Consider the following 26,128-nt stretch of genomic DNA (forward strand, 5'->3'; position numbering starts at 1 on the left):
CCAAGACAATGAAAAAGCTTGTTACAGGCATTCTTTCGCTCGCCCTCGTCGCCGGTCTCGGCGCAGGTATGGCGTTCGCCGAGGAAGCCGCCGGCGAACACGGGGCTGCAGCCGAGGAACACGGCACCCCGCACTACCCGATCAAGAAGCCGGAGGAGCAGGATTGGTCCTTCGCCGGTCCGTTTGGCCACTATGACAAGGGACAGCTGCAGCGCGGCCTGAAGGTCTACACGGAAGTCTGTTCCGCCTGCCATTCTATGAGCCTTGTCGCGTTCCGTACGCTCTCGGACCTCGGTTATTCCGAGGGCCAGGTGAAGGCTTTTGCAGCCAACTACGAAGTGCAGGACGGACCGAACGCAGACGGCGAAATGTTCACCCGCAAGGCGTTGCCTTCCGACTATTTCCCGTCGCCGTTCCCGAACAAGGAAGCAGCGGCCGCCGCCAACAACGGTGCGGCTCCGCCGGACTTCTCGCTGATCGCCAAGGCGCGCGGCATCGAACGCGGCTTTCCGCAGTTCATCATCGACATGATCCCGATCGTCGGCGGTTATCAGGAAGGCGGCCCGGATTACATCCACGCGCTGCTGACCGGCTACCAAGACCCGCCGGAAGGCGTCGAGATCGCCGAGGGCACCCACTACAATCCGTATTTCGCCAATGCCGCGGCGCTCGCCATGGCAAAGCCGATTTCGGATGACCAGGTGACCTATGACGACGGCGCCCCGCAGACGGTCGAGCAGTATTCGCGCGACGTCTCCGCTTTTCTCATGTGGGCCGCAGAGCCGCACCTGGAAGAGCGCAAGCGGACCGGTTTCATGGTCATGGTGTTCCTGTTGATCTTCACCGGCCTGATCTACCTGACGAAGAAGTCGGTTTACGCCAACAAGGAACATTAAGTTCCTGATACGAGTATCCAGAAAAAGGCGGCTCTCGGGCCGCCTTTTTGATTCATATGCATAGGCTTTACAGATCGCCCTCAAGCATCGCGAGGATACGTCGCTGGACCTCGGCGTCCTGCCGCCGGACGGCATCTGCAAGCCGGTTGAGCCGTGTACGCAGACCATGCACCTGATCGAGAAGCTGCATGGCAACATCGACGCCATCGTCGTTGACGCCCATCGGTCCGGTGAGATCCTGAATGAGCCGGGCGCGGGCGAGCTCTGCCTCCTCGAAGGCAAGGCCGGCGGAGGACCGCGCCGGAACCAGCCAGCGGCGTTCGATCCAGACCTTCAGCGCCGCCGTTTCGATTTCGAGCCTTTCGCAGAATTCGACGTCATTCATTGGCCGGCTCCCATCGACTTGCGCGGGTCATCGTTGCGGCCTTTCGCCCACTCCTCGATGAAGGCGGCGAGCTTCGGATCCGGCTCCGCCGGAAGCACGATCTTCAATGTCGCATAGGCATCGCCATGGCCGCCGCCACGCTTATGAAGGCCCTTGCCTTTCAGGCGCAGGGTCTTGCCGCTGCTGGAATTCGGCCCGATCGTGACGTTGACGGCACCGTAGAGCGTCGGAACTCTGATCTTGGCGCCCAGCACGGCCTCACTCAACGAGATAGGGACCTCATAGCGCACGTCATCGCCGTCCGGCTTGAACAGAGGATGCGGGCGAATACGGATTTCGATCAGCGCATCGCCCGCCGGGCCGTTGCCGTAGCCGGGGCTGCCTTTTCCGCGCAGACGCAAGGTCTGTCCGTCACGGGTCCCCGCAGGAATATTGAGGTCGAGCGATCCGCCTTCGGGAAGCGTGATCTGCCGTTTGGCGCCGTTGACGGCGTCGAGCAGGTCTACCTCCATCGAAAAATGCAGGTCGCGCCCGCGCATCGGGCCTTGCGATTGGCTTCGGCCGCGCTGCGAAAAGAAGCTCGAGAAAATGTCTTCCGCTCCGCCGAAATCGGCAAATCCGCCGGCGTTTTCGTAACGGCCGGCGGTGTCGCTGTTGCCGGCGTAGTCGCGGTAGAAATGGCGCGGAGCGGTCTCGGCGCCGCTCTCATCAATCTCGCCGCGATCATAGCGGCCGCGCTTCTCCTCGTCCTCAAGAAGCGCGTAGGCCGAGGATGCAGCCTTGAACTTTTCTTCCGCTGCCTTGTCGCCCGGGTTGAGGTCGGGGTGATATTTCTTCGCGAGCTTGCGATAGGCGCTTTGGATTTCTTTTTGCGAGGCATCGCGCTTGACGCCAAGAACGTCATAGAGATTGCGGCTCATTCAGTCTCCTTCAGGCGATTTGGTGAAGATGACGCCGCAGGAGTGTTCTGGTTGCGACGTCGCGCTCTCCTTGAAATGGTGCCGACAAGTCTTGAACGCAAGGATGGTGAGGCGTGAAAAAAAACGGCACCGTTTTGACAGAGAATACACCTTCTGATGCAGGTATAGGCGGTTTCAATTAGGACTTGCAGCATTGCTGAAATACGGCGAGATTTACGCTTGCACAGGGCACGGGAGGCACGGCAATGAGCAACGCGCAAGCAATGGAACGCATCGTGCGAGACATCTACATCGCAAGGGACAGTGGCGATGTGGACGGAATTCTAACACATATCGAAGCAGGCTGCAGCTTTCGGATCGTCGGCGGGCCGATGCTCGGAGCGCTGTCGCAAGGATGTTGCGGCCCGGACTCGATCCGTTGCGCCATGCAGGGGCTCGTGGATCACTGGGATACGACCAAGGTCGATGTGGTCCACATCAGTATCTCCGGTGACACCGTCTTTGCTCACCGGGCGGGCAAGGTACGCTTTATTCCTGACGACATCGAATTTGAAACCGAAATCGCGGACAAATTTGTTTTCCGCGACGGACGTGTTGTCGAGGTCCTCGAGTTTATCGACACGCTGACGATGGCCGAGCATGTCGGCTTGCTGAAGCAGACCGCCTGAAAACATCGCCCCGCCGGCGTTTTAGCGATGACGGCGGGGCGATGCGGTTCAACTGAGCTTTTCTATGGGGCGGCCAACGACCAGGACTTTCTTCAGATCCGCACCCATGCTGGAATAGGCGGCGTCAGGCTCCACCCCCAGGGCATCCAGCATCTTGGAGAAGAAGCAGCGCACCGTGGCGGCTGCGACGATATCGAAGATTTCCGCGTCCGATAGGCCGTGCTTCTTCAGGGTATCGACATCGGCCTTCTCGATCGAGGCGGCGTCCCGCACCACCTTTGCCGCGAACTGCATGATGGCGCGCTCGGTGTCATCGATAGGCGCTGTCTCGGCGTTTTCCGCCACACGGCGCAGCGTTTCGGCAGGCAAACCATCGCGCATCAGAACGGAGCCATGGGCGAGCATGCAGTACGAGCTCTTCAGCTCCTTGGCGGCGGCAAGCGTCACCAGCTCGTAGCGCCGCGTGTCCATATGGGTCTTGATGGTGGAGAGCAGGGCGCTCCATCGCTCCATGACGTCAGGCCGATGGCCGAAGGCCTTCGTCATGTTCGGCAGATAGCCGTAACCGGCTTCCGCATCGGCATAGATCTTGGCGACTTTTTCATTGGCGGATGCATCAGGCATATGGATGAAAGGCATATTTGGCTCCTCCTTGCCAAAGAGGCGGACGGCCGCACCGGATCCCGGTCCTGAAACCACGGCGGCTGGCCCGCCCGCAATCTCCTGCGCGACGCAGGTTTGCGCGAAGAAATGATACCACTGGCGTTCGGATTTTTCCAGATTCCCGCGTCGATTGCCGCAGTGTGATGTCGAATACGGGGAGGGGTCTTATACCAAGGATCGATGATAGGAACCTATAGGATGGCATTGGACTGGTTTCTGGCTAGGCGCGATGCGAGGGGCGATGCTGGCGCATCGGACAAGCATCGCAACGACGCCAGAGACCAGTCCAATGCCACCTCCGGTCGGCTTCTCGGGCTTTCCGGCGGCGTCGAGGCCCTTGACCGATGCGCAAGCATCGCTCTGCGGACCTCTCCTAGCCGGAAAACCCGATCGAGCCGATCCTATAGGTTCCTATCATCGATCCTTGGTATTAACCAGCCGTTCACCAAAACTGCGGATTGTCTCGCGCAGGCTTCGTCCTTTATGACGTGATTGAGGCGAATGCCAAAACTTCGTCGCGATTTGTCCCGATAGAGTCCCTATGCAGACCATGACCGTTCCATTCCGGGCCGAGCGCCGGCCGGTTCGCACCCTCTTCCGCCGCTGGGCCGCCATACTCGCGGTTGGTGCGGCATTGTCCGGCTGCATGTCGCTGGAGGATATCTCCGAGGCCCCGCCGACGCTTTCCAAGAAGATGATCGCCGAGATGGCGAAGAAGGGCATGAAACCGGAAAGCCCGGTGCTCGTGCGCATCTTCAAGCAGGAGAGCGAGCTCGAAGTCTGGAAAATGAACAAGTCAGGGCAATACGCTCTGCTTAAGACTTATCCGATGTGCCGCTGGTCCGGAAAGCTGGGGCCGAAGACCAAGGCCGGTGACAGGCAGGCGCCGGAAGGGTTCTATCACGTCTCCACCGGCATGCTGAATCCGAAGTCGCAATATTACGTTTCCTTCAACCTCGGCTATCCGAACCGGCTTGAATCGGCGCTCGGCTATACCGGCGAGGCGCTGATGGTGCACGGCGCCTGCTCGTCCGCTGGCTGCTATGCCATGACCGACCAGGGTGTCGGCGAAATCTACGCGATCGTCGCCAAGGCGCTTTCAAGCGGGCAGGAGCGTTTCCAGGTGCAGGCCTATCCCTTCCGTATGACCGCCCAGAACATGGCCGAACATCGCAGCGACCCGAACATGAGCTTCTGGCGCACGATGAAGGAGGGCTATGACAGCTTTGAAGCGACGAAGCGCCAGCCGAAGGTGTCGGTCTGCGGCAGCCGCTATGTCTTCAACAAGGAATTTGTTGACGGCGAGCCGAGCGATCCGCTCGCGGCCTGCCCGCCCGTTGCACGCGAGCTGGAGCCGATGGCGTTTGCAAAGATCAGCGCCGAAAACCAGCGGATCGAGGCGGCGATGACGGCAGTGCTGCAGACCACCACGACCATGAGCGCCTATCAGGATGGCGGCATGCACCCGAGTTTCCGCGCGCTCCTGAAGCAGAAGGGCGCCAAGAAACTGGCGGCCAGCATTTCCGGCATCAAATATCCCATCAGCCGCCCGGAAGCGGCCTTGGCTGACCCGTTCGACGGGGACTAGACTGGGGGGCAACGCCTCTACCGGGCGTGACGTAACGGGAGGACGCCATGGGTTACCGGTTCGCACTGGATCATTTCGCGCTGCTGGTGCGCAACGTCGCGCGCAGCACGGCATTCTACCGTGACGTCATGGGTTTTTCGCCGATCGAGCGAACCGGCAGCCACGGCGTGCAATGGCTGGAGATCGGCGGCGGCGATGCCATTCATCTGATCCAGAACGATTTTGGCGCGACGCATGTGACCAAGGACACCCATGTCGCGGTGTCCACGGCCGATTTCGATGCCTTTGTCGCGCATCTGAACGCGCTTGGCATCGCGTTTACCGACTGGCCCGGCAACCCCGGCAAGATCGGCGTTCACCGCAATGGGTTCCGGCAGATTTACGTGCAGGACCCGGATGGGTATTGGATCGAGATCAACGATCATCGGCCGCCGATTGTGGGATAGAAGGCGAGCTTGCTTTGAGTAAGTGGCGAATTGCCTCTTTCCCCGATAATTGTCAGCCGCGGCTAATTCCAATCCATAGATAACTGTTGAGGATATGAGAAGCTGGGGCGATCATTATCGCCGTCAAGCAGCTTTAGTAAACCCTCTCTTGAGGTGGCAAGCCTAAACAACCGGTAGCTCGCTGTGCCTTTGTTCGCATGAACGAATTTCTGTACGGCGCTAACCGCTGTGTCAATCAGAGCAACAGCTGAGTCTTTGTCAGCCAAACTTTTGCCTGAACGTCGAAGAAGCTCTCCGACAACAAACAAGACGTGGAAGTGGCCTTCGATGATCCAAGACTCCTCGTATGAGCTTCTCGTTATGGAAGATTGCCAGTGAATCGCTTCTTGACGTCTTTTTTCGATCTCCACATGTGTCTCATGAGCGGAAATTATGATGTCGGGAGTTGTCGCGAGCGGGTTGAAAGCCTCAGCATACAAATCACCAAATATATCGTTTGAGTTCGTCTTGCTTTTGGTCGGCTCTCCGCAAACATAGGCGAGCATGAGTTGGCCGACGCGAGCAGAATCCAATGATATCAGTTTATTGGTGGGGCTTCTTTCTCCCCGTTTCCGACAATAAAAATAGCCACGAGACCTAAGGCATTCTGCTATCTGTAGCTGGAATATATCGTGAGCTCGCAAGTCACGGCCAAGTATTCGGCTTTGAGTATTGCTGGCTAAAGCAATTCGTTCCACAAATTCAGGGCTATTTGTCTCAATAATTTTTACTTGAATAAAGCCGTCTTTCAGGCTTCTCAAGGTTTCAGAATGGACGCTTTGAATGACTGAAGCTGTCTGACATCCGTTCACGATCTGTGGGTTCACCATATGAATTGGGTGAGCCCCGTTGGGATTTGACAAAATTTGTTCGCAAACTATCGTCAAACCTGAGTTCAGAAACCAAAAATCTTCCAAACGGTCATTAATGAGGCTTGCGCGAATTTCTCTGTTCACCTCGTTTTCGAGGCCAAGAAAATAACGCACGTTCTGCCAAACCAACCGTTCATCAAATGCGCCGGTCTCGCCTGTTAGAAAGCGCGCCAGATCATCAAGATTTACGCGAGCTATAAGGGCACGTCTTCCCGCGTCCTCAATGGCGTTTGTTCCGGAGTTTCCACATTTGAGTGTTTTTTTGAAACGGGGTTTAGTCGCTTTCACTAAACCATGGGAGAGTTCAAAAAGGCCGTATTCAAACAGGCTGATGTTGTGTCTGCCCAGTGAATTTGCGAGCCGCTGACGCGCATCTTTGGCCAGCGTTGATTTGTTCGAGAATATATGAACCGCAACATCATATGCTTCTGTTGCGAATATCTCCCATATTTCACGAATCTTGGATGATAGTTTCCCATTGCAATTCTGTAGAATGTCATCTCTGTGAAGAAGAATGTCATCTATAAATGAGATTATTTTGTCTATTTCTTCGGCTGGAAACGATTTGTGCGAGTTTTTGAAGTCCAATACGGTCTTGCATGAGCCGATATTGATTCGTCGACTATTGTGGTCGATGTAGATTATGTCGATACCCCTATCGGCACCGCCATCGACAATGTGCTCTTCGACTTCATTCCGTGAAACGCAAAATATCGTCTCTGTTACCAGTTTCGCAAAAGCCACACCGCGCGAGACCTCGGAGGTCTCGCGCTCGCGTATACCAGTTTCCACAACGCCAAAATCAATGATTGTAGCGGGGGTTTGCGGAACTAGCTTTGGCGCCATGTGGATATCTGCTCCTAATTAGCTGCAACCACTCGTCGAGCCGCACGTATCGCATTTCTCGCAAGTCCCGTTCCGGACCATCGTGAAGTTCTGGCACTCGGAGCACATATTGCCCGTGTAGCCCTGGGCGATCGAGCGGATGCGGCGCTCGGCTTCCAGCTTCTTGGCATCCGACTTGGCGGCGGCGGCTTCGGCGGCGGCCTTGTCGGAGAAGAGGGCGGTCACCTCGCTTGAGGTTTCCGTCGTTTCTTCCGCGATCTCTTCGGCAAGCTCGGCAGCCCGCTCTTCGTAATCGCGCTTGAAGGCGACGATTTCGGAGGTCGAGATTGCGAGCGTCGGCTCGATCTTGCGGGCCGCACTGCCGGCAAAGGCGGTGACGGTGGCACCCGACGAAGCTTTCGCCGGAGCAGCAGTTGCTGCACCCTTGGGCTCACTGGCCGCGCGGTCAATGCCGCCCTGGACGATCGTCGGCTTGTGGCCACGGGTCCAGCCGGTGGAGATCAGGTTGGTCTTGCCTTCCTGGATACCCTTGCCGAGCGCGGTGTTGGAGAAGTCCGACGTATCGACATGGGCCAGATCGTGGCGGTTCAAGTAGGAGACGGCGAGTTCGCGGAACACGTAGTCGAGGATCGAGGTCGCGTTCTTGATCGCATCATTGCCCTGAACCATGCCGGCCGGCTCGAACTTGGTGAAGGTGAAGGCCTCCACATATTCTTCCAGCGGCACGCCATATTGCAGGCCGAGTGAGATGGCGATGGCGAAGTTGTTCATCATCGCACGGAAGGCCGCACCTTCCTTGTGCATGTCGATGAAGATTTCGCCGAGGCGGCCATCGCCGAATTCGCCGGTGCGCAGATACACCTTGTGGCCGCCGATGATCGCCTTCTGGGTATAGCCCTGGCGACGGTTCGGGAGCTTTTCACGCTCGCGGGTGACGCGCTCGATCACCCGCTCGATGATCTTCTCGGTGATGGTGACGGCCTGGGCGGCTGCCGGCTGCTGGATGAAATCCTCCAGCGCATCCTCGTCGCTCTCGTCCTCGATCAGCGAGGCATTGAGCGGCTGGGAAAGCTTGGAGCCATCGCGGTACAGCGCATTGGCCTTCAGCGCCAGCTTCCAGGAAAGCATGTAGGCGGACTTACAATCCTCGACGGTCGCTTCGTTCGGCATGTTGATCGTCTTGGAGATCGCACCCGAAATGAACGGCTGGGCAGCCGCCATCATGCGGATATGGCTTTCGACCGAGAGATAACGCTTGCCGATCTTGCCGCAGGGGTTGGCGCAATCGAAGACCGGCAGATGCTCGGCCTTCAGGAACGGCGCGCCTTCCAGCGTCATCGCACCGCAGACATGGATGTTGGCGGCTTCGACGTCCTTTTTCGAGAAGCCGATGTGCTCCAAGAGGTTGAAGCTCATGTCGGCGAGCTGCTCGTCGGAGACCTTCAGGGTTTCCTTGACGAAATCGGTGCCAAGCGTCCACTGGTTGAAGACGAACTTGATATCGAAGGCAGCCTTGGTCGCGGCGTTGATCGCCTCGATCTTCTCGTCCGAGAAGCCCTTGGCGCGCAAGCTGCCGGGGTTGATGCCGGGGGCCTGGTTGATGTTGCCATGGCCGACGGCATAGGCTTCGATCTCGGCGATCTGGCTTTCCGAATAGCCGAGCGTGCGCAGCGCTTCCGGAACGGCACGGTTGATGATCTTGAAGTAGCCGCCGCCGGCGAGCTTCTTGAACTTGACCAGCGCGAAATCGGGCTCGATGCCGGTCGTGTCGCAATCCATGACGAGGCCGATCGTGCCGGTCGGCGCGATAACGGAGACCTGGGCGTTGCGGTAGCCGTGCTTTTCGCCGAGCGAGACGGCGAGATCCCAAGCCGACTTGGCGTGAACGATCAGGTCCTGATCCGGGCAATCGCCATGGATGAGGGCAACCGGATCAACCGACAGGCCTTCATAACCGGCGGTCTCGCCGAAGGCTGCACGGCGATGGTTGCGCATGACGCGCAGCATGTTGTCGCGGTTCGGCTTGAAGCCCGGGAACGGGCCGAGCTTGGCGGCGATTTCGGCCGACGTGGCGTAGGACACGCCGGTCATGATCGCGGTCAGCGCACCTGCGATCGCGCGGCCTTCCTTCGAGTCATAGGGAATGCCGGAGGACATCAGAAGACCGCCGATATTGGCGTAACCGAGGCCGAGCGTGCGGTACTCGTAGGAGAGTTCGGCAATTTCCTTCGACGGGAACTGCGCCATCATGACGGAGATTTCGAGAACGAGCGTCCAGAGGCGGACGGCGTGCTCGTAGTCTGCGATGTCGATGTTCTTGGTGGCGGCATCCTTGAACTGAAGCAGGTTCAGCGAGGCAAGGTTGCAGGCGGTGTCGTCGAGGAACATGTATTCCGAGCACGGATTGGATGCGCGGATCGGGCCGGCGGCCGGGCAGGTGTGCCAGTCGTTCATCGTGGTGTTGAAGTGCAGGCCTGGATCGGCCGATGCCCAGGCGGCGTAGGAGATGCTCTCCCAGAGGTCGCGGGCCTTCAGCGTCTTCATGACCTTGCCGTCCTTGCGGGCGGTCAGGTTCCAGTCGCCGTCATTTTCGACAGCGCGCAGGAAGTCGTCCTTCAGCGAAACGGAGTTGTTGGAGTTCTGGCCCGAAACGGTGAGATAGGCTTCAGAATCCCAGTCCGTGTCGTAGGTCTTGAACTCGATGTCCTTGTAACCTTGCTTGGCGAACTGGATGACGCGCTGGATGTAGTTTTCCGAAACCTGATCCTTCTTGGCGGCGCGGATTTCGCGCTTCAGGGCAGGGTTCTCGTTCGGGTCGAAGCAGGCGCCATTGTCGGCCGAGCAATTGACGCAGGCCTTCATGATCGCCTTCAGGTGCTTGGCGACGATCTTGGAGCCGGTGACCAGGGCTGCAACCTTCTGCTCTTCCTTGACCTTCCAGTTGATGTATTCCTCGATATCCGGGTGATCGATATCGACGACGACCATCTTGGCCGCACGGCGGGTGGTGCCGCCCGACTTGATGGCGCCGGCAGCGCGGTCGCCGATCTTGAGGAAGGACATCAGCCCGGAGGACTTGCCGCCGCCCGAAAGCTTTTCGCCTTCGCCGCGCAGATAGGAGAAGTTGGAGCCCGTGCCGGAACCGTACTTGAACAGGCGCGCTTCGCGAACCCAGAGGTCCATGATGCCGCCTTCGTTGACGAGATCGTCGCCGACGGACTGGATGAAGCAAGCATGCGGCTGCGGATGCTCGTAAGACGACTTGGACTTAACGAGCTTGCCGGTGAAGGGATCGACATAGAAGTGGCCCTGGCCGGGTCCATCGATGCCATAGGCCCAGTGCAGGCCGGTGTTGAACCACTGCGGCGAGTTCGGCGCAACGCGCTGGGTGGCGAGCATGTAGGCAAGCTCGTCGCGGAAGGCGAGGGCATCGTCTTCAGAGGCGAAATAGCCGCCCTTCCAGCCCCAATAGGTCCAGGTGCCGGCCAGACGATCGAAAACCTGGCGTGCATCCGTCTCGGAGCCGTACTGTTCTTCCTTGGGGATATCCTTCATCGCGGCGAGGTCGGCTTCGGAGCGCCACAGCCACGAGGGAACGGAATTTTCCTCGACCTTCTTCAGCTTCTTCGGCACGCCGGCCTTGCGGAAATACTTCTGGGCCAGAATGTCCGCGGCAACCTGGGAAAATTGCGCCGGCACGTCGATATCCGCGAGGCGGAAAACCACCGAGCCGTCCGGGTTCTTGATTTCGCTGGTCGCCTTGCGGAATTCGATGTCCGCATAGGCCGATTGGCCGGGCTTGGTGAAACGACGTTCGATCTTCATCTGTCCCTTGTCCTTTGTTGCCGCAACCGGGCAGGCGCCCGGCACAATAAGTCCCATCCGGTCGCGCGGGTGATCGCGCGGCCAGTTTCAGTTTCCATCTCTGCTGGGAAACCCTCTCCGGGAGACCCTTTATCTTGTGCTGATTTTGGCTGCAAACACTAAATATAGTATTAACAACTTCTTTACGCCAGCTTTTTGCGCCGATCGCGGTGACCTTGGCGATCACAAAAGATTACCGTCACCACCAGCGGCTCATCCACCGGAGGGCACGTCCCAATAGGATCTTTCGTGAAAAGAACCGGCCTCGTTACTTTCCGGTCCCGTCGCCGCCGCAACGTGAAAACCATTAACCGTGACTCTGGCCATACCGTCAAGGGGTGGTTTGTGACGGAATTTTAAACGCTACATCTTGTGTCTGATGGCTGTGGAAAACGGGGACTGTCTGCGAACCCAGCAAAATCAGGCGCTTCCGGGCGAGGTTTGATGTCGTTCAACGAATGCGTTAACCGAAACCCAAAAAATGAGTGATGAAAACACGGATAATCGCGGGCTCACGATCTCCCGCAATAGCCATCCGGCTAAATCTGTGAGTTGGGGAAAAAGTGATTCTCTGCGGCCTCATGCGCTGGATGGGTGACCTTGACCCTCGCACAGGCCCGTATTTCAGGAACGTTTAACTTGGAGGTGAGGACCGTCAAAGCGCATCCAGATTGATGCCGACGGTGATCGCGCCGATCGGCTGGCCGGTTTCGGGATCGGAAATGGTCATGCTGGCTTGAGCTTGCAGCATCTGGGTCGATTCATCCTTCTCCGCGCGATCGACGAAGGTGACGTTTGCTCCTGCCAGATAGGTGTTTTGCCACTTCAGTTCATCACCCTGCCAATAGTCGGAGGTGATGTCGCTCTCGCCGATGGCCAGGCCCTTGGCATCCATGACCAGGATTTCGGTGATAATTCCATCAGACCGAGCCTGCTTTTCGCGCAGCATCACAGAGAGCGCGTTGTTGATGATCGCGCTTATCAGAGGTTTGCTTTGCGCCCTGAATTCCATCCGCCATTGGTTGTCGAGGCGCTCAATATCCTGCGCGGTGAGATACTGGTGGTAGGCGTTGCTGTTATGCAGCGCCTCTATGACCCAGGGATCATGGATCCAGGGACGTACGTTCTCATCGACATAGGCGCTGACGGCGGCAATATGAAGGTCATTGGCGGCGGAGGAAATCGGCACAAGGCTTGTGACAAGGCCGGAAAGGCAAGCGGCCAAGACGGCCCGGATCATCTCAGCGATCCTCCCTTTGTTTTTTCCGACCTTACGACGAAACGTATGATAAGGCGATCATAAAGATAATGATCATGAGTTAACCCGACACCATCCGCAGCCGCGGGAAGTCAGGCGTATCGTGTTCAGCCGCGGGTACCCTTCGCGATCGGTTCCTGGTAGGTGAAACCCATGTCCCAAGGGAAATAGATCCAGGTGTCCTGGCTGACCTCGGTTACGAACGTATCGACCTGCGGGCGACCCTTGGGCTTCGCATAGACCGCTGCGAAATGCGCTTTCGGCAGCATCGCGCGCACGACGGCCGCGGTTTTTCCGGTGTCCGTCAGGTCGTCGATGATCAGGATACCCGCGCCGCCGTCCGCTTTCAGTTCCTCGGCAATGCCCTTGAGCACGAACATTTCTCCTTGCGAAACGTAGTCGTGGTAGGAGGCAACACAGACAGTCTCGATCAGACGGATATTGAGTTCGCGGCAGACGATGGCGGCCGGCACAAGGCCTCCGCGTGTGATGCAAACAATCGCTTTCCACTCCTGCCCGTTATCGGCAAGGCGCCACGCGAGGGCGCGGGCGTCGCGATGAAACTGGTCCCAGGATACGGGAAAGGCTTTGTCGGGAAGAGACATGCGATGGCTCCGGCTTTGAGCGAAACGTGGCTGGAAAGAGTGGCGGCCTTGGCCCCAATTCCACCATGCTTTAGCGGCAATCACCGCAAATTGGCAAGGGTTGAACGTCGTTCCGAAATAGGTAATCGCTTCAGTGTGATCTCTTCAGCGACTTGACGAAGCCGCCGCATTTCATTTCGACCCTCAGGCCCTGTTCTGCCGATTGTCCCATCCGAGAAAAGACGATGTTAAAGACGCATTGCCCCCAAGGCCAGTTTTCCGGCGAAATCTCCACTCTTTCCGCATCGATCCCAGGAGCTGCGCAATGAGCGTCATGAAGATGCATATGCGCGTGACCTCGGCCCTTGTCATTCGTGAAATGGCGGCCCGATTTGGCAGCAAGCCCGGCGGTTACATCTGGGCGGTTCTCGAGCCGCTGAGCCACATCCTGATGATGACGATCATTTTCTCTGCGATTTCCAAGACGCCGGCCTTGGGCGAGAGTTTTCCTCTGTTTTTTGCCACGGGTTACATCTGTTACCAGTTTTACTCCGGAACGTCGTCCTACATCGCCTCGTCCGTCAGGGCCAACAAGTCGCTTTTGTCGTATCCATTGGTTGCGCCGATCGATGCCGTTGCGGCGCGCTATATTCTGCAGCTTGTCACGGTCGTCTTTGTTTCTGTTCTGATCTTCGGCGTGATATTGATCGGGCAGGCGGAAAGCATCCAGTTGAACTGGCTGCGAATTCTCGAAACGGTGTTTGCCACGACGCTTATCGGCGCAGGAATAGGGCTCATGAACGTCACGCTTTTCGTACGGTTTCCCCTGTACGAGCAGCTGTTCTCGATCGCCATGCGTCCGCTTTACATGCTCTCCGGCGTGTTTTTCATGCCGGACGCGATGCCGCATCCCTATGTGGACTATGTGATGTATAACCCGATCATTCACGCCGTCATGGCGTTTCGCACGGGATTTTACGCCGAGTACAACCCCGATTTTCTCGATATGGCTTATTTGTTCGAATGGGCTTTCGGGACATTGTTTCTGGGCCTCGCGCTTCTGAGCGTATCGTCGGCCGCATTGCGAAACGATTGACGGGTGCCGTTCGCCCATCATAAAACGGGTCATAATATTTCAGGCCAGATTGACACGAATCCGACCAGATGTTTGATGCGTTTGTAGGCGGACGTGGCGAAACTGGTAGACGCAAGGGACTTAAAATCCCTCGGCCTTAGGCTATACGGGTTCGATCCCCGTCGTCCGCACCAACCTCCGTTGCACCACGCCCACGCTTTCCGACGTGTTCGCCTCATCGGTTATTGTGTGTGTCTTTCGTCTTGCCTCAGCGCGCAAGACCGTCGCGATCGGCTGAGCGGAATCGACCTCTGCCGAAAGCCGCACTCCCGCAAACAATAAATCCCGCTCGCGCGGGATTTATCAAGTCAATTCGGAGGTTTGTGCGCTTTAGCTGAAGCGGCCCGCCGCGTGTGCCAGCATCGTGTAGACCTTGCCAGTATCCGACGTCAGATAGTTCTGGGTCATGACCTTGTCGCGATCGTTGCGGGCTACATCGGCGAGCAGCTTTTCGAAATCGCCGATGTAGCGATCGACTGCAGTGCGGAACTCGGGTTCGCGATCGTATTTGCGCTTGATCTCGTCGAACGTCTGCTGGCCTTTCAGCGTGTAGAGGCGGCGAGTGAAGACGTCGCGCTCTCCACGCTGGTAACGGCGCCAGAGATCCACGGACGCATCATGATCGATCGCCCGGGCGATATCGACAGACAACGAGTTCAGAGATTCCATCACATGGCGAGGATTGCGGCTTTCCGGAGCGCGCTGCGCCTGGGGTTCGGCCGTACGCTGCTGTGCCGCAGGTGTTGCGGCCGGCTGGTCTTCGCGGGAGGCGCCGCGCAAGAGGTCGCGCATCCAGCCACTGCCGTTTTCATCTCCGCCGCCACGCACGTCCGCGCCTGTCTGCGGTTGACGGGCTGGCGGGGTCTGCGCAACAGGTCGCTGAGCGACCTGGGGAGCCCTTGCGGGATCGGCTGCGCGATTTTCAAAGCCGAGGCTGCCGCGCAGCGCCGGCTGTTCCTCGCGCAAGACTGATGCGATATCCGGCTGGCTGATGGCCCGCGTCTGTGGGGCGGGAGCCTGCTGCTGGGCGGCCGGGCGCGCCGAAACTGGCTGGGCGATTTCAAGCTGTCCGGACGATTTGCCGATGATTTCGGAAAGCTCCTGCAGGGCCTTGATCTGTTCGCCAACGGCACGACGCATGATGGAGGCGTTTTCCTTGGCCTCTTCCGGAAGGTCGAAAGCGCCGCGCTTGAGCTCTTCGCGCGTCAGATCGAGTTCCTTGCGGATCTCGCTGGCGGAGCGGCGAATGTCGTCTGTCGCGCCACTGAAACGCGCGACCGCATCTTCCACGGCCTGACGAATGCTTGCATGCATCGTCTCGACGGCCATATCCGATTTTTTGCCGTTCTCTGCCAGCATACGATCGATATCCGATACCGAAGCGCCGATGCTGCCACGCAGGCGGCTTGCGACTTCCTTCGACTTCTCTTCTGCGCGAATAAAGGCGCTTTCGACGGTCAAGCCCGCCTCTTCGCTGGCCTTTGCGACCGCATTGCGCATGGCCTCGGCAGCGCTTGCGGCGCGCTCTTCGGCTTCGGAAAGCGTCTTGTTGACGTCCGAGAGCGACGAGCGGACGCCGGCACGCAGGTTGCCTGCGACTTCGCGCGAGCGTTCTTCGGCCCGCAGGAAGGATCCTTCGACGGAAGCGCCAGCGTCTTCGCTGGCCTTGATCACGGCTGCCGCCATCGCCTGGGCGGCAGAGGCCGTCCGTTCCTCGGTTTCGGTCAGAACGCGACCGACATCGTGGAACGAGCTCTGGATGCCGGTGCGAAGATTTGCGGCCACCATGCCCGAGCGTTCCTCGGCACGCTGGAATGCGCCATCGACGAAACCTTCAAGCGCGTGCATCGTCTTTTCGATTTCCTCGGAGCGGCTGACAAGTCCGACCGAAAGGGTGCGAAGGGCCTCCTGGCGCTCTTCGAGCGTGCTGACGAGGTTCGACTGGGCGGCGGCAAGAAGGTCGGACGCCTGGCCGAGAACCCGCGAGTGATCCTCGAACCGGCCGACAATGCCGCCAATCTGCGACAGCGTATCGCCGGAGATGGTAACGAGCTTGTCGACCCGGCCTTCGAGAAGGCGAGAGGATGTGGACAGCATGTCGGATGCCCGCGCCGCCGATTCGCTGAACCGTGCGGTCGTGGATTCCAGTTGCGCATCCATCGCGCCAAGATTCGAGCTGGCCTGCTCGATAACGCCGGAGATTGCGGTGTTGCTGGCCGCCAGTTGTTCGATGAGACCGCTGGCGGTCGATTGCAGACGGTTTTCAACCATGCGCATCGCCTCTGCGGTTTCTTCGGCACGGCTGGAAATCGCGTTGAGGGTTTCGCCGGTCTGGCTGGTGAGGCTTTCGAGAAGCGCTGCATTTTCGGCACGCAGGCGGGCTGCGCTTTCCTGCGCCGCGGACGAGATGCGCTCGGCTGCTTCCTGGCCGGTGCGGGCGTACTGGTCGATGACCGGGCGTGCCTGCTCCTCGATGATGCGCGACAATTCCGATGCGCGTCCCGAAAGCATCGAATTCAGTTCGCGGGTGCGCTCGTCCAGGCTGGTGCGGATGGCGTTGCCACGGGCTTCCAGCGCCTTTTCGACCTCGCTGAGGTTCTGCTGTAGGGTGCTGCTGTGTTCGGTCAGGCGGGATTGGGCATCGGCAATACGGGCGGCTGCATTGTCGGAGGCGGCGCCCACGGAGCGAGCGAGTTCGGCGCTGCGCATGGCTGCATTTGCCGCTGTCTGCTCGATTGCGCTCTGGAAGTCGGCCTGCCGGGCGGCGAGAGCCTGGGTGAAGTCTTCGCCGGCCTTGGCCAGCATGGCGGACGAGCGGGCTGCTTCCGCGTCGATGCCCTCGGAGGCTTCGCTGACGGCGCCACGCAGACCCGTCACCAGAACTGCCGCCTTGCCTTCGATCGTCCTGCTGACGTTGTCGAGGCCGATGTTGAGGGCGCGGTCCATGGTGCCGAGACGTTCCTCGATCCGGCCAGTGCCGCTTTCGATGCTGGCCTCGATACGCACAGCGGCGTCTTCGCTGACCCGGCTGATCTCGGCCGTGTGACCGGAAAGCGTATCCGCGATCTCGCGGCTCGCTCTGTCGGCGGTGCTGCCGAGTTCGGCCACCTTTTCCGAGAGTGTGTCGGCAATCCGCGCTGTCGTCGTTTCCGTGATGCGCTGCAGTTCGCTGGTGCGGCTGTCGAGAGTTTCGGCGATCCGGCGGCTGGCCGTCTCGCTGATCGTATCGATTTCGGCGACGCGCCCGGCGAGAACATCGGTGATGCGGCTGGATGTCGTCTCAGCCACGGCCTGCAGGGCTGCCGTGCGGCTTTCCAGCGTGTCGGTGATACGCCGGCTGGCGCCGTCCACCATTTCGTCCACGCCGCTGATGCTGCTGCGGATACGGTCCTCCAGCGAGCCGAGGCTGTTTTCGATACGTGAGCCGGTATCCTCAAGGCGGCCGTTGATGGCCGAAAGCGAATCTTCCATGCGTCCGCTCAGCGTATCGGCAGCCCGGCCGATCTGATCGGCCGTGTCCGCAAGCTGCCCGGTCAGATGGGCCGTGCTGGAAAGCACGCGCTGTTCCAGTGCCTCGGCGCTGCGGTCGATCGTGCTTCCCAGCGCGGCCTGCCGTTCTTCCAGGGTCATCTCCAGCATGCTGGCGCTCGTGGCGAGCGTTGTTGCAAGCGACATCGCCTGGTCACCCAGCAGTTCGGAGAGCTGCTCGCGGCCGCCCTCGACCACGCTGTTGATGGTCTGGATACGGTCGTCAAGCGTCGTGCGGATTTGGTCGTGGGTTGAGGCAAGGGTGCTCGAAAGCTGTTCGGCGCGATCAGACAGCGTCCGCTCGATCTCGCCCGTGCGGTCGTGCATGGTCGAGGCCAATTGCGAGGCATGGCTCGCGAGGCTTTCCGCCGCACGGCCGGTGGTCTCCGTCATGGTACCTGCGATTTCGCTGACGCGCCCGGTCAGGTTTTCTGCGGCCAGCGCGATGCGGTCCGACAGCTGGCTCTCGATGTCGCTCACACGATCGGCCATGGTTTCGGCGATGACCGTCGTGCGGAACGAAAGGTTGTCCGCGATTTCTTCGGTTCGGCTGGTCAGGGCGTCCGCCATTTCGTTTGCCCGCGCGGCCATCAGCCCGGCAATCTCGTTCGAACGCTCGGCGAGGGCTCCGTCCAGCTTCTCGGTATGGCTTGCAAGCGTGTCGCCCAGCGCCCGATGGCGCTCGGAGAGCAGCACGTCGAGTTTTTGGGTTGTTTCGCCGATGGTGGTCTCGAACGAACCCGTGGAGGTCGTCAATGTCTCGCCAAGAGCGCGATGACCTTCCGACAGTAGTGACCCGAGCTTCTCAGTCGCGCTGCCGACGGCCGTTTCGACCGCGCCCGCAGACGCGGAAAGCGTATCGCTGAGCGCGCGATGCCGCTCACTCAGAACGGCATCCAACCGGTCCGTTGTGCCGCTGATCGTGGCGTCGATCGAACCGACGGACGTCGCCAGAACACTGGTCAAGGCGCCGGTGCGCTGCGCCATGATGGCATCCAGACGCTCTGCCGTTCCTTCGAAGGCGTGATCGATGCTTTCGGAGCTTGCAGCCAGAACGCTTGAAAGATCGAGCGTGCGTTCGGCCAGCGTGTTGTCGAGGCGGTGATGCGTTGCCGCGATCGCGCTGGTAATATCGTCTGCCCGGTTGGCGAGCGTATCCTCGATCCGCCCATGGATTGCCTGGAGGCCCTCGATGAAGCCGCTGGTGCGGCTGTCAAGCGTCTGGGTGATGCGATCCTGTGCTTCGCCGATGCGCTGCTGGGTTTCGCCAAGCGCTGTCTCAAGGGCGCTTGCGCGGCTGGCAAACCCGGTTTCGATACGGTCCTGCGCGGATGTCAGCGCGCTCATCAGCCCGCTTGAACGCTCCGTCATGACTTCGTCGATCTTTTGATGCGCGCTGCCGAGGGCTTCGCCGAGCGCCGCCGTGCGGGTGGTGAGCGTTTCCTCGATGAATTCCTGCGTGGTGCCCAGCGTCGTTGCGATCGTCAGCGAGTGGTCGGCAATGGCCGTTTCGAACTGCACGAGGCCCTTGTCCAGAATGCCGCCGATGGCATCGGAGCCTCCGGCGACGGAATCGTTGATCCGTGCCAGACTTTCACTGAGCTTGCTGTCAAGCAGGCCGGCGCGCTTGTCGAAGGCCGATGCGAATTCGTGGAAACGGCCGTCGAAGGCGGTTGCCAGCTGACCGACCGTGGTCTGAAGCTTCTCTTCAAAGAAGCCGGAGCGCAGGTCGAGGTCCATGATGGCATCATCAGCGCTGCTCTTAAGGCTCTGGCGGAAGCTTGCGCCCTTTTCGTCCAGGGTCGCGTTCAGCGTGTTGAGAACGTCGTCGAGGCCGCCGACGATTGCCTGCTGGCCGATATTCAGGCTCTCGTTCAGATCACGGGTGCGGGCAATCAGGGTTTCGTTGAGCTGGCGTGCGCGCTCGTTCAGCGCAGCGTTGAGCTTCTCGGTATTGGCATCCAACGTGGAGGCGCGGGTCTCGAACTGGCCGAGCAGCTGCTGGCCACGCTTGGCGAGCGTCTGGCTCAGCGTTTCGAGGCGTGTGTCGAACTCGTTGCCAAGCTTTACGCCAGCGGTCGTCAGGCCGGAGAGCATGGCATCGGTGCGGGTGGAGAGCATCGTGTCGATGGTCTGCGCCGCGCCCGTCGTGCGCTCCATCAGCGTGGCCGCGCGGGTTTCGATCAGCGACGCGAAGGCTTCGCCCGATGTTGCGAGGCGCGAGGAAATCTCGTCGCTTGCCTGGCTCAGCTCATCCTTCAGCTGGGTATGGGCGCCGGAAATCGAAGAGCGGATGCGCTCGGCGTGGCCCACGATCGCTTCGCGCTCCAGACCCAGTTCCTGCACGAGGGTACGAACGCGCAGTTCGTTGTCGCTGTAGCTGCGTTCCAGCGCGTTGACCTCGGAGTGGACGAGCGTTTCAAGCTCGGTTGCGCGGGCGATCGTACGCTCGATGCCCTCGTTCATCGCCGATACTTCGCGACGAACCGCCTGGCCGACGGTCATGATGCGTTCGGACGCAGCCGTTTCCGGTTCTGCAAGGCGAAGCGCCACTTCCGCCATGGACCGCGCGGCGCTGCGCAGTTCGTGGGCGCGGGAGATCATCAGCGCGAAAGAGAAGAACAGCATGATCGGCAGGACAATGAAGATCGCAACGCCGATCGCACCCGGCATGGCCGCGAGATCGTTGAGCGAGCGGATCTGCCAGATTTCCGGACCGTAGAGCAGGTTTGCGACGCCGAGACCGCCGAGAGCCCAGAGAACGGAAACGAGAGCGGCCACGCGCATGCTCGTGCGGCTTGAACGGATGTCGAGCGAGCGCAGAACCGCAGCCGGCGATTTGCGGGTGTCGTCGTTTGCTGCGGCAAAAGAGGGAGACTTAGGGGCCGGTTCAGGATTGAGGCTTCGTGGCGGTTCGGCGGTTTTGGCGGGCTCGGAAGCGGGGCGTGCTGCTCGTTGCGGCGCTGCCGAGGCCGCGCGGCCCGTATCCTGCGAGGATTTGTCGCTGACGGCGGACTTCAGCTCGTCAAAGTCGATTTTCAGGGCGTCTTCCAGCGCCTGAAATGCTTTGTCGTCGATCGACTCGGTGGTCTTGTTCGTCGCCATGCGGATACGCCTCGTTACTAAATTGTCCGCCGGAAAATGCCGTCAGCAGGGGGCTGCCTGAAGCTTATCTTTCCGGTCAGAATGGTATCGACGAGATTTTGCGAGAACGCATCTGCACAAGATCTCTGCCTGCACCCATTACCAGTCACGCATTGTGGCGCTTTCAAGCGGCCACTCGATACCTTTTGCCCTACGCGGCAAAAACAGGTTTCTCAACGTACCGTAGTGACACATTCACTGGTTTCTTACAATTAAGGCGCCGGATCATTCGTTAAAATGCTAACAATTTCTTAATGCGATTGCTGCTTTTCGGGGCTGGAACCCCTTGGAATCCTGCGGTTTATCCGACGTTAACCATACCACGCGAAATCCGCCTTCTTTCGGCCCGGTTTTAATCTGATAGCAGCGCCGCTTTCCGCAGACTGTATCCAGCGCAGGAAAGCGGAGACGTCGGGCGAAAGCGGGGGAGCCCCGCCGCCGGAAGTCACGAGAACAACGCTAGGGATTATTGGCACATGGCGGCACTCCAGATCGCATTCGAAGCTCCCGACAATTCGGTTACGGCACGCGCCGTGCCGGGCAAGGCAATCGACCTGCAGCACCTGTCGAACCAGACGATGGGTGACAAGGCGCTTGAGATAGAAGTGCTGCAGCTGTTCGCCCGACAGACGCGTCAGCTTATGAAGGGTCTTTCTGAAAAGGAAGGCTCCCGAAGCGAGATCGCGCATCGCCTCAAAGGCGCGGCGCTTGGGGTAGGGGCTTTCCTGGTCGCGGACGCGGCGGCGGCGCTCGAAACCGACCCGGAAGAGCCGCTTCACCTGTCTGCGCTGAGCGCCGCAATTCTGGATACGGAACTTTTCATCCTCAAGCTTTGCCGCTGAAGCCCGGCCATACGCCGTTGTTTCCTTGAAGAGCCCGGGCCGTGAGGCTGCGGGCTTTTGCCATGAGGAGCCACTGTTGACGCGCCAAAGCATTTCGTGGAAGAACTTTTGCCAGTTCGCCACAATCAGCCGGCACCCGCCGGTGAGGGCGGTTTTTTCTCACGGACGAGGTCGTCGCCTGACCCGCAACGCTTGCGGCCTTGCGCTTCTGAACTCCGCGAAACTGCCGCGATGAGCGAAGCACATTCATCCACCTGCCGTTCGTTGCGGTGTGTGGAGGCACAAAGGCAAGCAACCGAGACCCTTATGACCAAGCTAAAGATCATCGCCTTCGACGGCACCCATTATGATTTCGATGTCCAGAACGGCTCTACCGTGATGGAGAATGCGGTTCGCAACTCCGTGCCTGGTATAGAGGCGGAATGCGGCGGTGCGTGCGCCTGCGCGACCTGTCATGTCTATGTCGACGATGCCTGGTCAGCAGTCGTTGGCCCGCCGGAAGCGATGGAAGAGGACATGCTTGACTTCGCTTATGAGGTGAAGCCGACCTCTCGCCTGTCCTGTCAGATCAAGATGAGCGATGCCCTAGACGGGCTGGTCGTTCATGTTCCCGAGCGTCAGGCCTGACATTTTCTGCGCCTTGAATTCCGAAACGCTTCAGGCTGGATGAAAGGCAAAAAAAAGCCTCGCTTGCCGGAACCGACGAGCGAGGCCAGGAGGGCGCATCGCATGCAGATGAGGGAGGGAGCATCTGCTGCATAAGGATACGCCAGGAGAACACATCATGCGCTGTGGCAGCTGGCAGGTCGAAAATCGCTCCTGCAAGAGCCAGTCTAACGCGAAACTATACTTCGGACCGCACGATCATCATGATCGTTAAACTCGGGTGATCCGACCTGTCTTAGGGAAGTGCGTTTTTGCTTGCTTCCTTCGATGATTGGACAATAGCGCATCCTACTGGTGTATTCTATCGCTAGAATTCACCAATGATATACTGTTGACAGGAAAGCTTCGCGCAAGGTTCTGCCGTTAGGCGCCGCCGCTACGGACGCAGCAGATCAGGGATTTTTCTGGTCGGACATTGCGTCGAGACGATGTTTCAGAAGACGCACCATCCTGCGATCGAAGTTCACTGCTTCGGTCCTGTCGAAACGGGCCTGATCCTTGTCATGAGCCAGGATCGCGTTTTCGCTGGCGCGTGCAACGCTTGCCTGCATGCGCTCACAATCGGCCTCCGGGCGCAGGGACAGGAACGTCTTTTCCATGTCGCGCGCGTGGTTGCGGGCGATTTCGGCATGGCGCTCTTCATGCCGCTTGATATCGCTCGAGAGCGTGTCCCAGACCAGTGCGAGTTCGCGCCCGGCTTTACCGCGGTTCTTCCAGCGCGGAAGGATCAGTTTTGTGTTCAATGTTACCTTGGCGCTGCCAACCGCACAGCGATCACCACGCTTTACATAGGTGATGGTGCCGCCGAACTTGATCCGGGTTGCTCCGGGGTGCCGGTTGCCGGTCGATTTCATCAACGGGCCGCCCGAAGAAAGCGCCTCGTCCAGGTCCGCGGCGGTTTTACCGTTGATGGAGTAATAGGTGACCGACTTGCTGGTCAACGTCTCAGCCCGCGGTGCACCGGCATTGCCTGCCATCGCAAGTGAAAGGCCGAGGAACGCGGCGAAGAAGTTGCGGGCGTGCTGCATGGAAATCAATATCTGCGCGGTTGAACTCGCCCGGACCTTGAGGCATAGCCAGCCGGAGTGCAACAGCAAATCACATCCGACATCGGGCAACCGATCACGATGACGTGCCGGAAAATGGCGTTATTGCAGGGGGTTGCGCGTGTTTTTACCATAGGACCAGATACCGGCACGGTCGGACAGGAGGGTGGAATGATCGAACAGCAACGGCCGTCTCTGACGGACCACGAACCGGGCCCCTCCCGGTTCGATCCGTTTTCCGCCTTGGAATGGCGCCTCGCGCACGGTCGCAGCCTGATCCTCGGTCCGCGTGGCCATTTGATGGCGATTATCAACGTGACGCCGGATTCCTTTTCCGACGGTGGTCGTCATGACAGCGTGGAAAAGGCCGTAGAGCATGCCCTGCAATGCGTGCGAGAGGGTGCAACGATACTCGATATCGGGGGGGAATCGACGCGTCCCGATGCCGAACAGGTTTCCGCCGCCGAAGAACAGGACCGTGTGCTTCCGGTGATCGAGGCGCTGACCCGCCTGGAAAACGCGATCATCTCGATCGACACCTATCGAGCCTCGACCGCGCGTCTTGCCGTTGCGGCAGGCGCGCACCTCATCAACGACGTCCACGGGCTGCAGCGCGAACCTGAGATTGCTGCCGTCGCCGCTGCAAGCGGTGCGGGACTTTGCATCATGCACACGGGGCGCGACAGGGAAAAGCATCCTGATGTCATCGCCGATCAATTCCTGTTTCTGGAGCGCTCCTTGCGCATCGCCGAGGCCGCTGGCGTGGAGCGTGAGCGGATCGTCCTCGATCCAGGTTTCGGATTCGCTAAGGATGTGGCCGAAAATATCGAGTTGATGAACAGGTTCGACGAGTTGCATGCTTTGCGATTGCCAGTCCTTGCCGGTACGTCTCGCAAGCGGTTTTTGGGCGCTGTAACGGATCGGGACGCGGATCGGCGCGATCCGGCGACGGCGGCGACGACTGCCATCCTGCGTCTCGCAGGCGCTGCGGTTTTTCGGGTACATGATGTCGCAATCAACAGGGACGCCCTTGCGGTGGCGGATGCTATGGTGGACGTAAGAACAAAAGGGATGGAACCATGACCGCGACCTATACGATCACACTCAAGAACTGTGCCTTTTTCGCGCGTCACGGCGTTCATGACGAAGAGGAGTTTCTGGGTCAGCGCTTCTTTGTCGATGCGGAACTCGATGTCGAGCAGGGCAGTGCACTCGTGGATGATTCCATCGGCGACACGGTGCATTACGGCATCGCCTTCACCGAGATCGAAAAGATCATCACGGGTCGCCGTCGTTACCTCATCGAGGCCCTGGCGCTTGAAGTCGCAACCACTCTCTGTTCCCGCTTTTCGCAGATCAGGCGCGCGAAAATCTCGATCCGCAAGCCAAACGCACCGGTCCCCGGCGTGCTCGATTACGTCGAGGTCACCGTAGAGCATCATGCGTGAGGGGATGAAGCATTGGGCGGCGCTTGGTCTGGGTGGCAACATCGGCGATGCCAGGGCATCCATGGCGCAGGCAATCGCAAGGCTGGATACGCATGCCCATTGCGCCATCGTCGCCGTGTCCAGGCTTTACCGCACCCCGCCGTGGGGAAAGACCGATCAGGCATGGTTCTTCAACGCCTGTGCAGCCGTCGCAACGAATCTTTCCCCGGAACAGTTGCTTGAGGTTTGCCTCTCAATCGAGCGCGATATGAAGCGCGAACGGCTGGAAAGATGGGGTCCACGTACCATCGATATCGATATCCTGCTCTTTGATGATGCGGTGCGGTCTGATGCACGGTTGGAAATCCCGCACCCGCGCATGACGTCGCGCGGTTTCGTGCTGATGCCGCTTGCGGATTTTGCTCCACATCATGTCGTTGGTGGCCGCTCCGTCAATGAGTGGCTCGCCGATACCGATACGACAGGCATCGAAATTGCCGACGGCGATCGCGGCTGGTGGCGCAATACCGGGGCCAGAAACGCCAAAGGCACCGCCTGAGCGATGCCTTGCAAAACCTCGGCTTGAATGCCTGATTACTTGATGGAGCCGACTGCAAGATCGTCCAGCTGGCGGTTCAGGCTGAGCCCGATTACCGGCACCATGGTTTCCTCGACCTTGACGGAGATCGTTATGTTCATCGTCTTTTCGTCCTGAAGCCGTGCGATCATTGCGCCATTCAGCTTCTTGCGATTGATGCCGACGACGACCTTGTCCTTGGCAACATTGCCAGACACGATATCGAGGCCCTTGCCTTCTGCGCCGTCCAGAAACTTGCCGCTGTAGCTTTTGCCATTCTGGGTAATGACGGCTGACATCGGCTGCTTGAAGACGCCGACGCGGCAGAAGCCATCCAGCTTGATGCCGGCACCGGAACCTTCGACCACGTCGCCGGTCAGGTCGCAGGTGAATTTCGTGCCCTTGTATTTGCCGGCAACGATTTCCCCCGGGCCTTTCCACTGGCCGGAAACCTGTTCGAAGAACGCTTTGTCGCGGCTGCCCGAAAGGGCCGGGGACGCGCTGAGGCAGAGGGCTGCAATCGTGGCGGCGGCCATGCCGCGAGCGATCAGGGAAGGGCGCGTAAACATAAACGATCCTTGAAGGTCAATGTCAGGAATGTAGGAGAACATTTGCACCCGAATGGTTAATGGAGAGTTTCCGGGGCGGGTGTACTCGTGTCCACGACGCTCACGAAATGTTTCATGCAAAGCCTTGAAAACTCTATTTCACGGTAAGTTCACGGGCTCGTGCAG

General features: G+C 59.4%; 20 protein-coding genes and 1 tRNA gene. 11 read left to right on the forward strand and 10 right to left on the reverse strand.

The window, feature by feature from the left end; genetic code table 11:
* Positions 1-8: 8 nt before the first annotated feature.
* Positions 9-896, forward strand: coding sequence for a cytochrome c1 (locus BLX89_RS01840; protein ID WP_075289231.1), 888 nt, complete (start codon positions 9-11; stop codon positions 894-896).
* A 67-nt stretch (positions 897-963) separates the two neighbouring features.
* Here the strand turns inward: BLX89_RS01840 and BLX89_RS01845 are convergent, their stop codons facing one another.
* Positions 964-1,281, reverse strand: coding sequence for a chaperone modulator CbpM (locus tag BLX89_RS01845; RefSeq protein WP_075288935.1), 318 nt, complete (start codon positions 1,279-1,281; stop codon positions 964-966).
* Positions 1,278-2,201, reverse strand: coding sequence for a DnaJ C-terminal domain-containing protein (locus BLX89_RS01850; protein WP_075288936.1), 924 nt, complete (start codon positions 2,199-2,201; stop codon positions 1,278-1,280). The genes BLX89_RS01845 and BLX89_RS01850 overlap by 4 nt, the downstream gene beginning before the upstream one ends.
* A 245-nt stretch (positions 2,202-2,446) precedes the next feature.
* Here BLX89_RS01850 and BLX89_RS01855 point away from each other — a divergent pair, with 245 nt between their 5' ends.
* Positions 2,447-2,869, forward strand: a complete 423-nt coding sequence (locus BLX89_RS01855; protein WP_075288937.1) for a nuclear transport factor 2 family protein — start codon at positions 2,447-2,449, stop codon at positions 2,867-2,869.
* 48 nt (positions 2,870-2,917) lie between these two features.
* On the opposite strand, the gene BLX89_RS01860 is transcribed toward BLX89_RS01855, so the two are convergent.
* Positions 2,918-3,508, reverse strand: a complete 591-nt coding sequence (locus tag BLX89_RS01860) for a carboxymuconolactone decarboxylase family protein (protein WP_075288938.1) — start codon at positions 3,506-3,508, stop codon at positions 2,918-2,920.
* 565 nt (positions 3,509-4,073) lie between these two features.
* On the opposite strand from BLX89_RS01860, the gene BLX89_RS01865 reads away from it, so the two are divergent.
* Both BLX89_RS01865 and BLX89_RS01870 read left to right on the forward strand, forming a co-directional pair.
* On the forward strand, positions 4,074-5,120 hold the full coding sequence (locus BLX89_RS01865) for a L,D-transpeptidase family protein (RefSeq protein ID WP_425348589.1): 1,047 nt from the start codon (positions 4,074-4,076) through the stop codon (positions 5,118-5,120).
* Between the two features lie 47 nt (positions 5,121-5,167).
* Positions 5,168-5,566, forward strand: coding sequence for a VOC family protein (locus BLX89_RS01870; RefSeq protein ID WP_075288939.1), 399 nt, complete (start codon positions 5,168-5,170; stop codon positions 5,564-5,566).
* Positions 5,567-5,628: 62 nt separating this feature from the next.
* Here BLX89_RS01870 and BLX89_RS01875 read toward each other — a convergent pair whose 3' ends face one another.
* The 4 genes from BLX89_RS01875 to gpt all read right to left on the reverse strand — a co-directional run bounded on the left by BLX89_RS01875 (position 5,629) and on the right by gpt (position 13,050).
* Entirely contained in the window at positions 5,629-7,323 is a 1,695-nt protein-coding gene (locus BLX89_RS01875) for an AIPR family protein (protein WP_075288940.1), read from the reverse strand.
* Positions 7,324-7,341: 18 nt separating this feature from the next.
* Complete coding sequence (locus tag BLX89_RS01880) at positions 7,342-11,148, reverse strand: vitamin B12-dependent ribonucleotide reductase (RefSeq protein WP_083637312.1); 3,807 nt, start codon at positions 11,146-11,148, stop codon at positions 7,342-7,344.
* A gap of 694 nt (positions 11,149-11,842) precedes the next feature.
* Complete coding sequence (locus BLX89_RS01885; protein WP_245292740.1) at positions 11,843-12,427, reverse strand: hypothetical protein; 585 nt, start codon at positions 12,425-12,427, stop codon at positions 11,843-11,845.
* 125 nt (positions 12,428-12,552) lie between these two features.
* Positions 12,553-13,050 (reverse strand): xanthine phosphoribosyltransferase, encoded by a 498-nt coding sequence (gene gpt, locus BLX89_RS01890; protein ID WP_075288943.1) that lies wholly within the window; start codon positions 13,048-13,050, stop codon positions 12,553-12,555.
* 304 nt (positions 13,051-13,354) lie between these two features.
* On the opposite strand from gpt, the gene BLX89_RS01895 reads away from it, so the two are divergent.
* A complete protein-coding gene (locus BLX89_RS01895) occupies positions 13,355-14,125 on the forward strand; it encodes an ABC transporter permease (RefSeq protein WP_075288944.1) in 771 nt (256 codons plus the stop codon).
* A gap of 87 nt (positions 14,126-14,212) precedes the next feature.
* A tRNA-Leu gene (locus BLX89_RS01900) sits at positions 14,213-14,298 on the forward strand.
* Positions 14,299-14,494: 196 nt separating this feature from the next.
* Here the strand turns inward: BLX89_RS01900 and BLX89_RS01905 are convergent.
* Positions 14,495-20,797 carry an apolipoprotein A-IV repeat region-like domain-containing protein gene (locus BLX89_RS01905; RefSeq protein WP_075288945.1) on the reverse strand — a complete coding sequence of 2,101 codons (6,303 nt, stop codon included), beginning with the start codon at positions 20,795-20,797 and terminating at the stop codon, positions 14,495-14,497.
* 515 nt (positions 20,798-21,312) lie between these two features.
* Between BLX89_RS01905 and BLX89_RS01910 the strand changes: the two genes are divergently transcribed.
* Positions 21,313-21,678: an Hpt domain-containing protein gene (locus BLX89_RS01910; protein ID WP_075288946.1), complete on the forward strand. Its 366-nt coding sequence runs from the start codon at positions 21,313-21,315 to the stop codon at positions 21,676-21,678.
* Positions 21,679-21,984: 306 nt separating this feature from the next.
* The gene (locus BLX89_RS01915) at positions 21,985-22,305 is read left to right on the forward strand and encodes a 2Fe-2S iron-sulfur cluster-binding protein (protein WP_075288947.1); all 321 of its coding nucleotides are present in this window, start codon (positions 21,985-21,987) and stop codon (positions 22,303-22,305) included.
* 431 nt (positions 22,306-22,736) lie between these two features.
* Here BLX89_RS01915 and BLX89_RS01920 read toward each other — a convergent pair whose 3' ends face one another.
* Positions 22,737-23,321 carry a DUF922 domain-containing Zn-dependent protease gene (locus tag BLX89_RS01920; protein ID WP_245292744.1) on the reverse strand — a complete coding sequence of 195 codons (585 nt, stop codon included), beginning with the start codon at positions 23,319-23,321 and terminating at the stop codon, positions 22,737-22,739.
* Between the two features lie 240 nt (positions 23,322-23,561).
* Here BLX89_RS01920 and folP point away from each other — a divergent pair, with 240 nt between their 5' ends.
* From folP to folK, 3 genes are read left to right on the forward strand one after another with little or no spacing between them, the layout of a single operon-like run.
* Positions 23,562-24,473, forward strand: coding sequence for a dihydropteroate synthase (gene folP / locus BLX89_RS01925; RefSeq protein WP_075288949.1), 912 nt, complete (start codon positions 23,562-23,564; stop codon positions 24,471-24,473).
* On the forward strand, positions 24,470-24,838 hold the full coding sequence (folB, locus tag BLX89_RS01930) for a dihydroneopterin aldolase (RefSeq protein ID WP_075288950.1): 369 nt from the start codon (positions 24,470-24,472) through the stop codon (positions 24,836-24,838). Before folP ends, folB begins: the two co-directional genes overlap by 4 nt.
* Positions 24,831-25,376, forward strand: coding sequence for a 2-amino-4-hydroxy-6-hydroxymethyldihydropteridine diphosphokinase (folK, locus tag BLX89_RS01935; protein ID WP_075288951.1), 546 nt, complete (start codon positions 24,831-24,833; stop codon positions 25,374-25,376). The genes folB and folK overlap by 8 nt, the downstream gene beginning before the upstream one ends.
* A gap of 35 nt (positions 25,377-25,411) precedes the next feature.
* On the opposite strand, the gene BLX89_RS01940 is transcribed toward folK, so the two are convergent.
* Positions 25,412-25,963, reverse strand: a complete 552-nt coding sequence (locus tag BLX89_RS01940; RefSeq protein WP_075289233.1) for a hypothetical protein — start codon at positions 25,961-25,963, stop codon at positions 25,412-25,414.
* Positions 25,964-26,128 lie beyond the last annotated feature (165 nt).

Origin of the sequence: Pararhizobium arenae (assembly GCF_001931685.1) — a bacterium.
Taxonomy (GTDB): domain Bacteria; phylum Pseudomonadota; class Alphaproteobacteria; order Rhizobiales; family Rhizobiaceae; genus Pararhizobium; species Pararhizobium arenae.

Coding starts and splice junctions, on each gene's coding strand:
- BLX89_RS01840 (WP_075289231.1), top strand. CDS start 9: ATGAAAAAGCTTGTTACAGGCATTCTTTCGCTCGCCCTCGTCGCCGGT.
- BLX89_RS01845 (WP_075288935.1), bottom strand. CDS start 1,281: ATGAATGACGTCGAATTCTGCGAAAGGCTCGAAATCGAAACGGCGGCG.
- BLX89_RS01850 (WP_075288936.1), bottom strand. CDS start 2,201: ATGAGCCGCAATCTCTATGACGTTCTTGGCGTCAAGCGCGATGCCTCG.
- BLX89_RS01855 (WP_075288937.1), top strand. CDS start 2,447: ATGAGCAACGCGCAAGCAATGGAACGCATCGTGCGAGACATCTACATC.
- BLX89_RS01860 (WP_075288938.1), bottom strand. CDS start 3,508: ATGCCTTTCATCCATATGCCTGATGCATCCGCCAATGAAAAAGTCGCC.
- BLX89_RS01865 (WP_425348589.1), top strand. CDS start 4,074: ATGCAGACCATGACCGTTCCATTCCGGGCCGAGCGCCGGCCGGTTCGC.
- BLX89_RS01870 (WP_075288939.1), top strand. CDS start 5,168: ATGGGTTACCGGTTCGCACTGGATCATTTCGCGCTGCTGGTGCGCAAC.
- BLX89_RS01875 (WP_075288940.1), bottom strand. CDS start 7,323: ATGGCGCCAAAGCTAGTTCCGCAAACCCCCGCTACAATCATTGATTTT.
- BLX89_RS01880 (WP_083637312.1), bottom strand. CDS start 11,148: ATGAAGATCGAACGTCGTTTCACCAAGCCCGGCCAATCGGCCTATGCG.
- BLX89_RS01885 (WP_245292740.1), bottom strand. CDS start 12,427: ATGATCCGGGCCGTCTTGGCCGCTTGCCTTTCCGGCCTTGTCACAAGC.
- gpt (WP_075288943.1), bottom strand. CDS start 13,050: ATGTCTCTTCCCGACAAAGCCTTTCCCGTATCCTGGGACCAGTTTCAT.
- BLX89_RS01895 (WP_075288944.1), top strand. CDS start 13,355: ATGAGCGTCATGAAGATGCATATGCGCGTGACCTCGGCCCTTGTCATT.
- BLX89_RS01905 (WP_075288945.1), bottom strand. CDS start 20,797: ATGGCGACGAACAAGACCACCGAGTCGATCGACGACAAAGCATTTCAG.
- BLX89_RS01910 (WP_075288946.1), top strand. CDS start 21,313: ATGGCGGCACTCCAGATCGCATTCGAAGCTCCCGACAATTCGGTTACG.
- BLX89_RS01915 (WP_075288947.1), top strand. CDS start 21,985: ATGACCAAGCTAAAGATCATCGCCTTCGACGGCACCCATTATGATTTC.
- BLX89_RS01920 (WP_245292744.1), bottom strand. CDS start 23,321: ATGGCAGGCAATGCCGGTGCACCGCGGGCTGAGACGTTGACCAGCAAG.
- folP (WP_075288949.1), top strand. CDS start 23,562: ATGATCGAACAGCAACGGCCGTCTCTGACGGACCACGAACCGGGCCCC.
- folB (WP_075288950.1), top strand. CDS start 24,470: ATGACCGCGACCTATACGATCACACTCAAGAACTGTGCCTTTTTCGCG.
- folK (WP_075288951.1), top strand. CDS start 24,831: ATGCGTGAGGGGATGAAGCATTGGGCGGCGCTTGGTCTGGGTGGCAAC.
- BLX89_RS01940 (WP_075289233.1), bottom strand. CDS start 25,963: ATGTTTACGCGCCCTTCCCTGATCGCTCGCGGCATGGCCGCCGCCACG.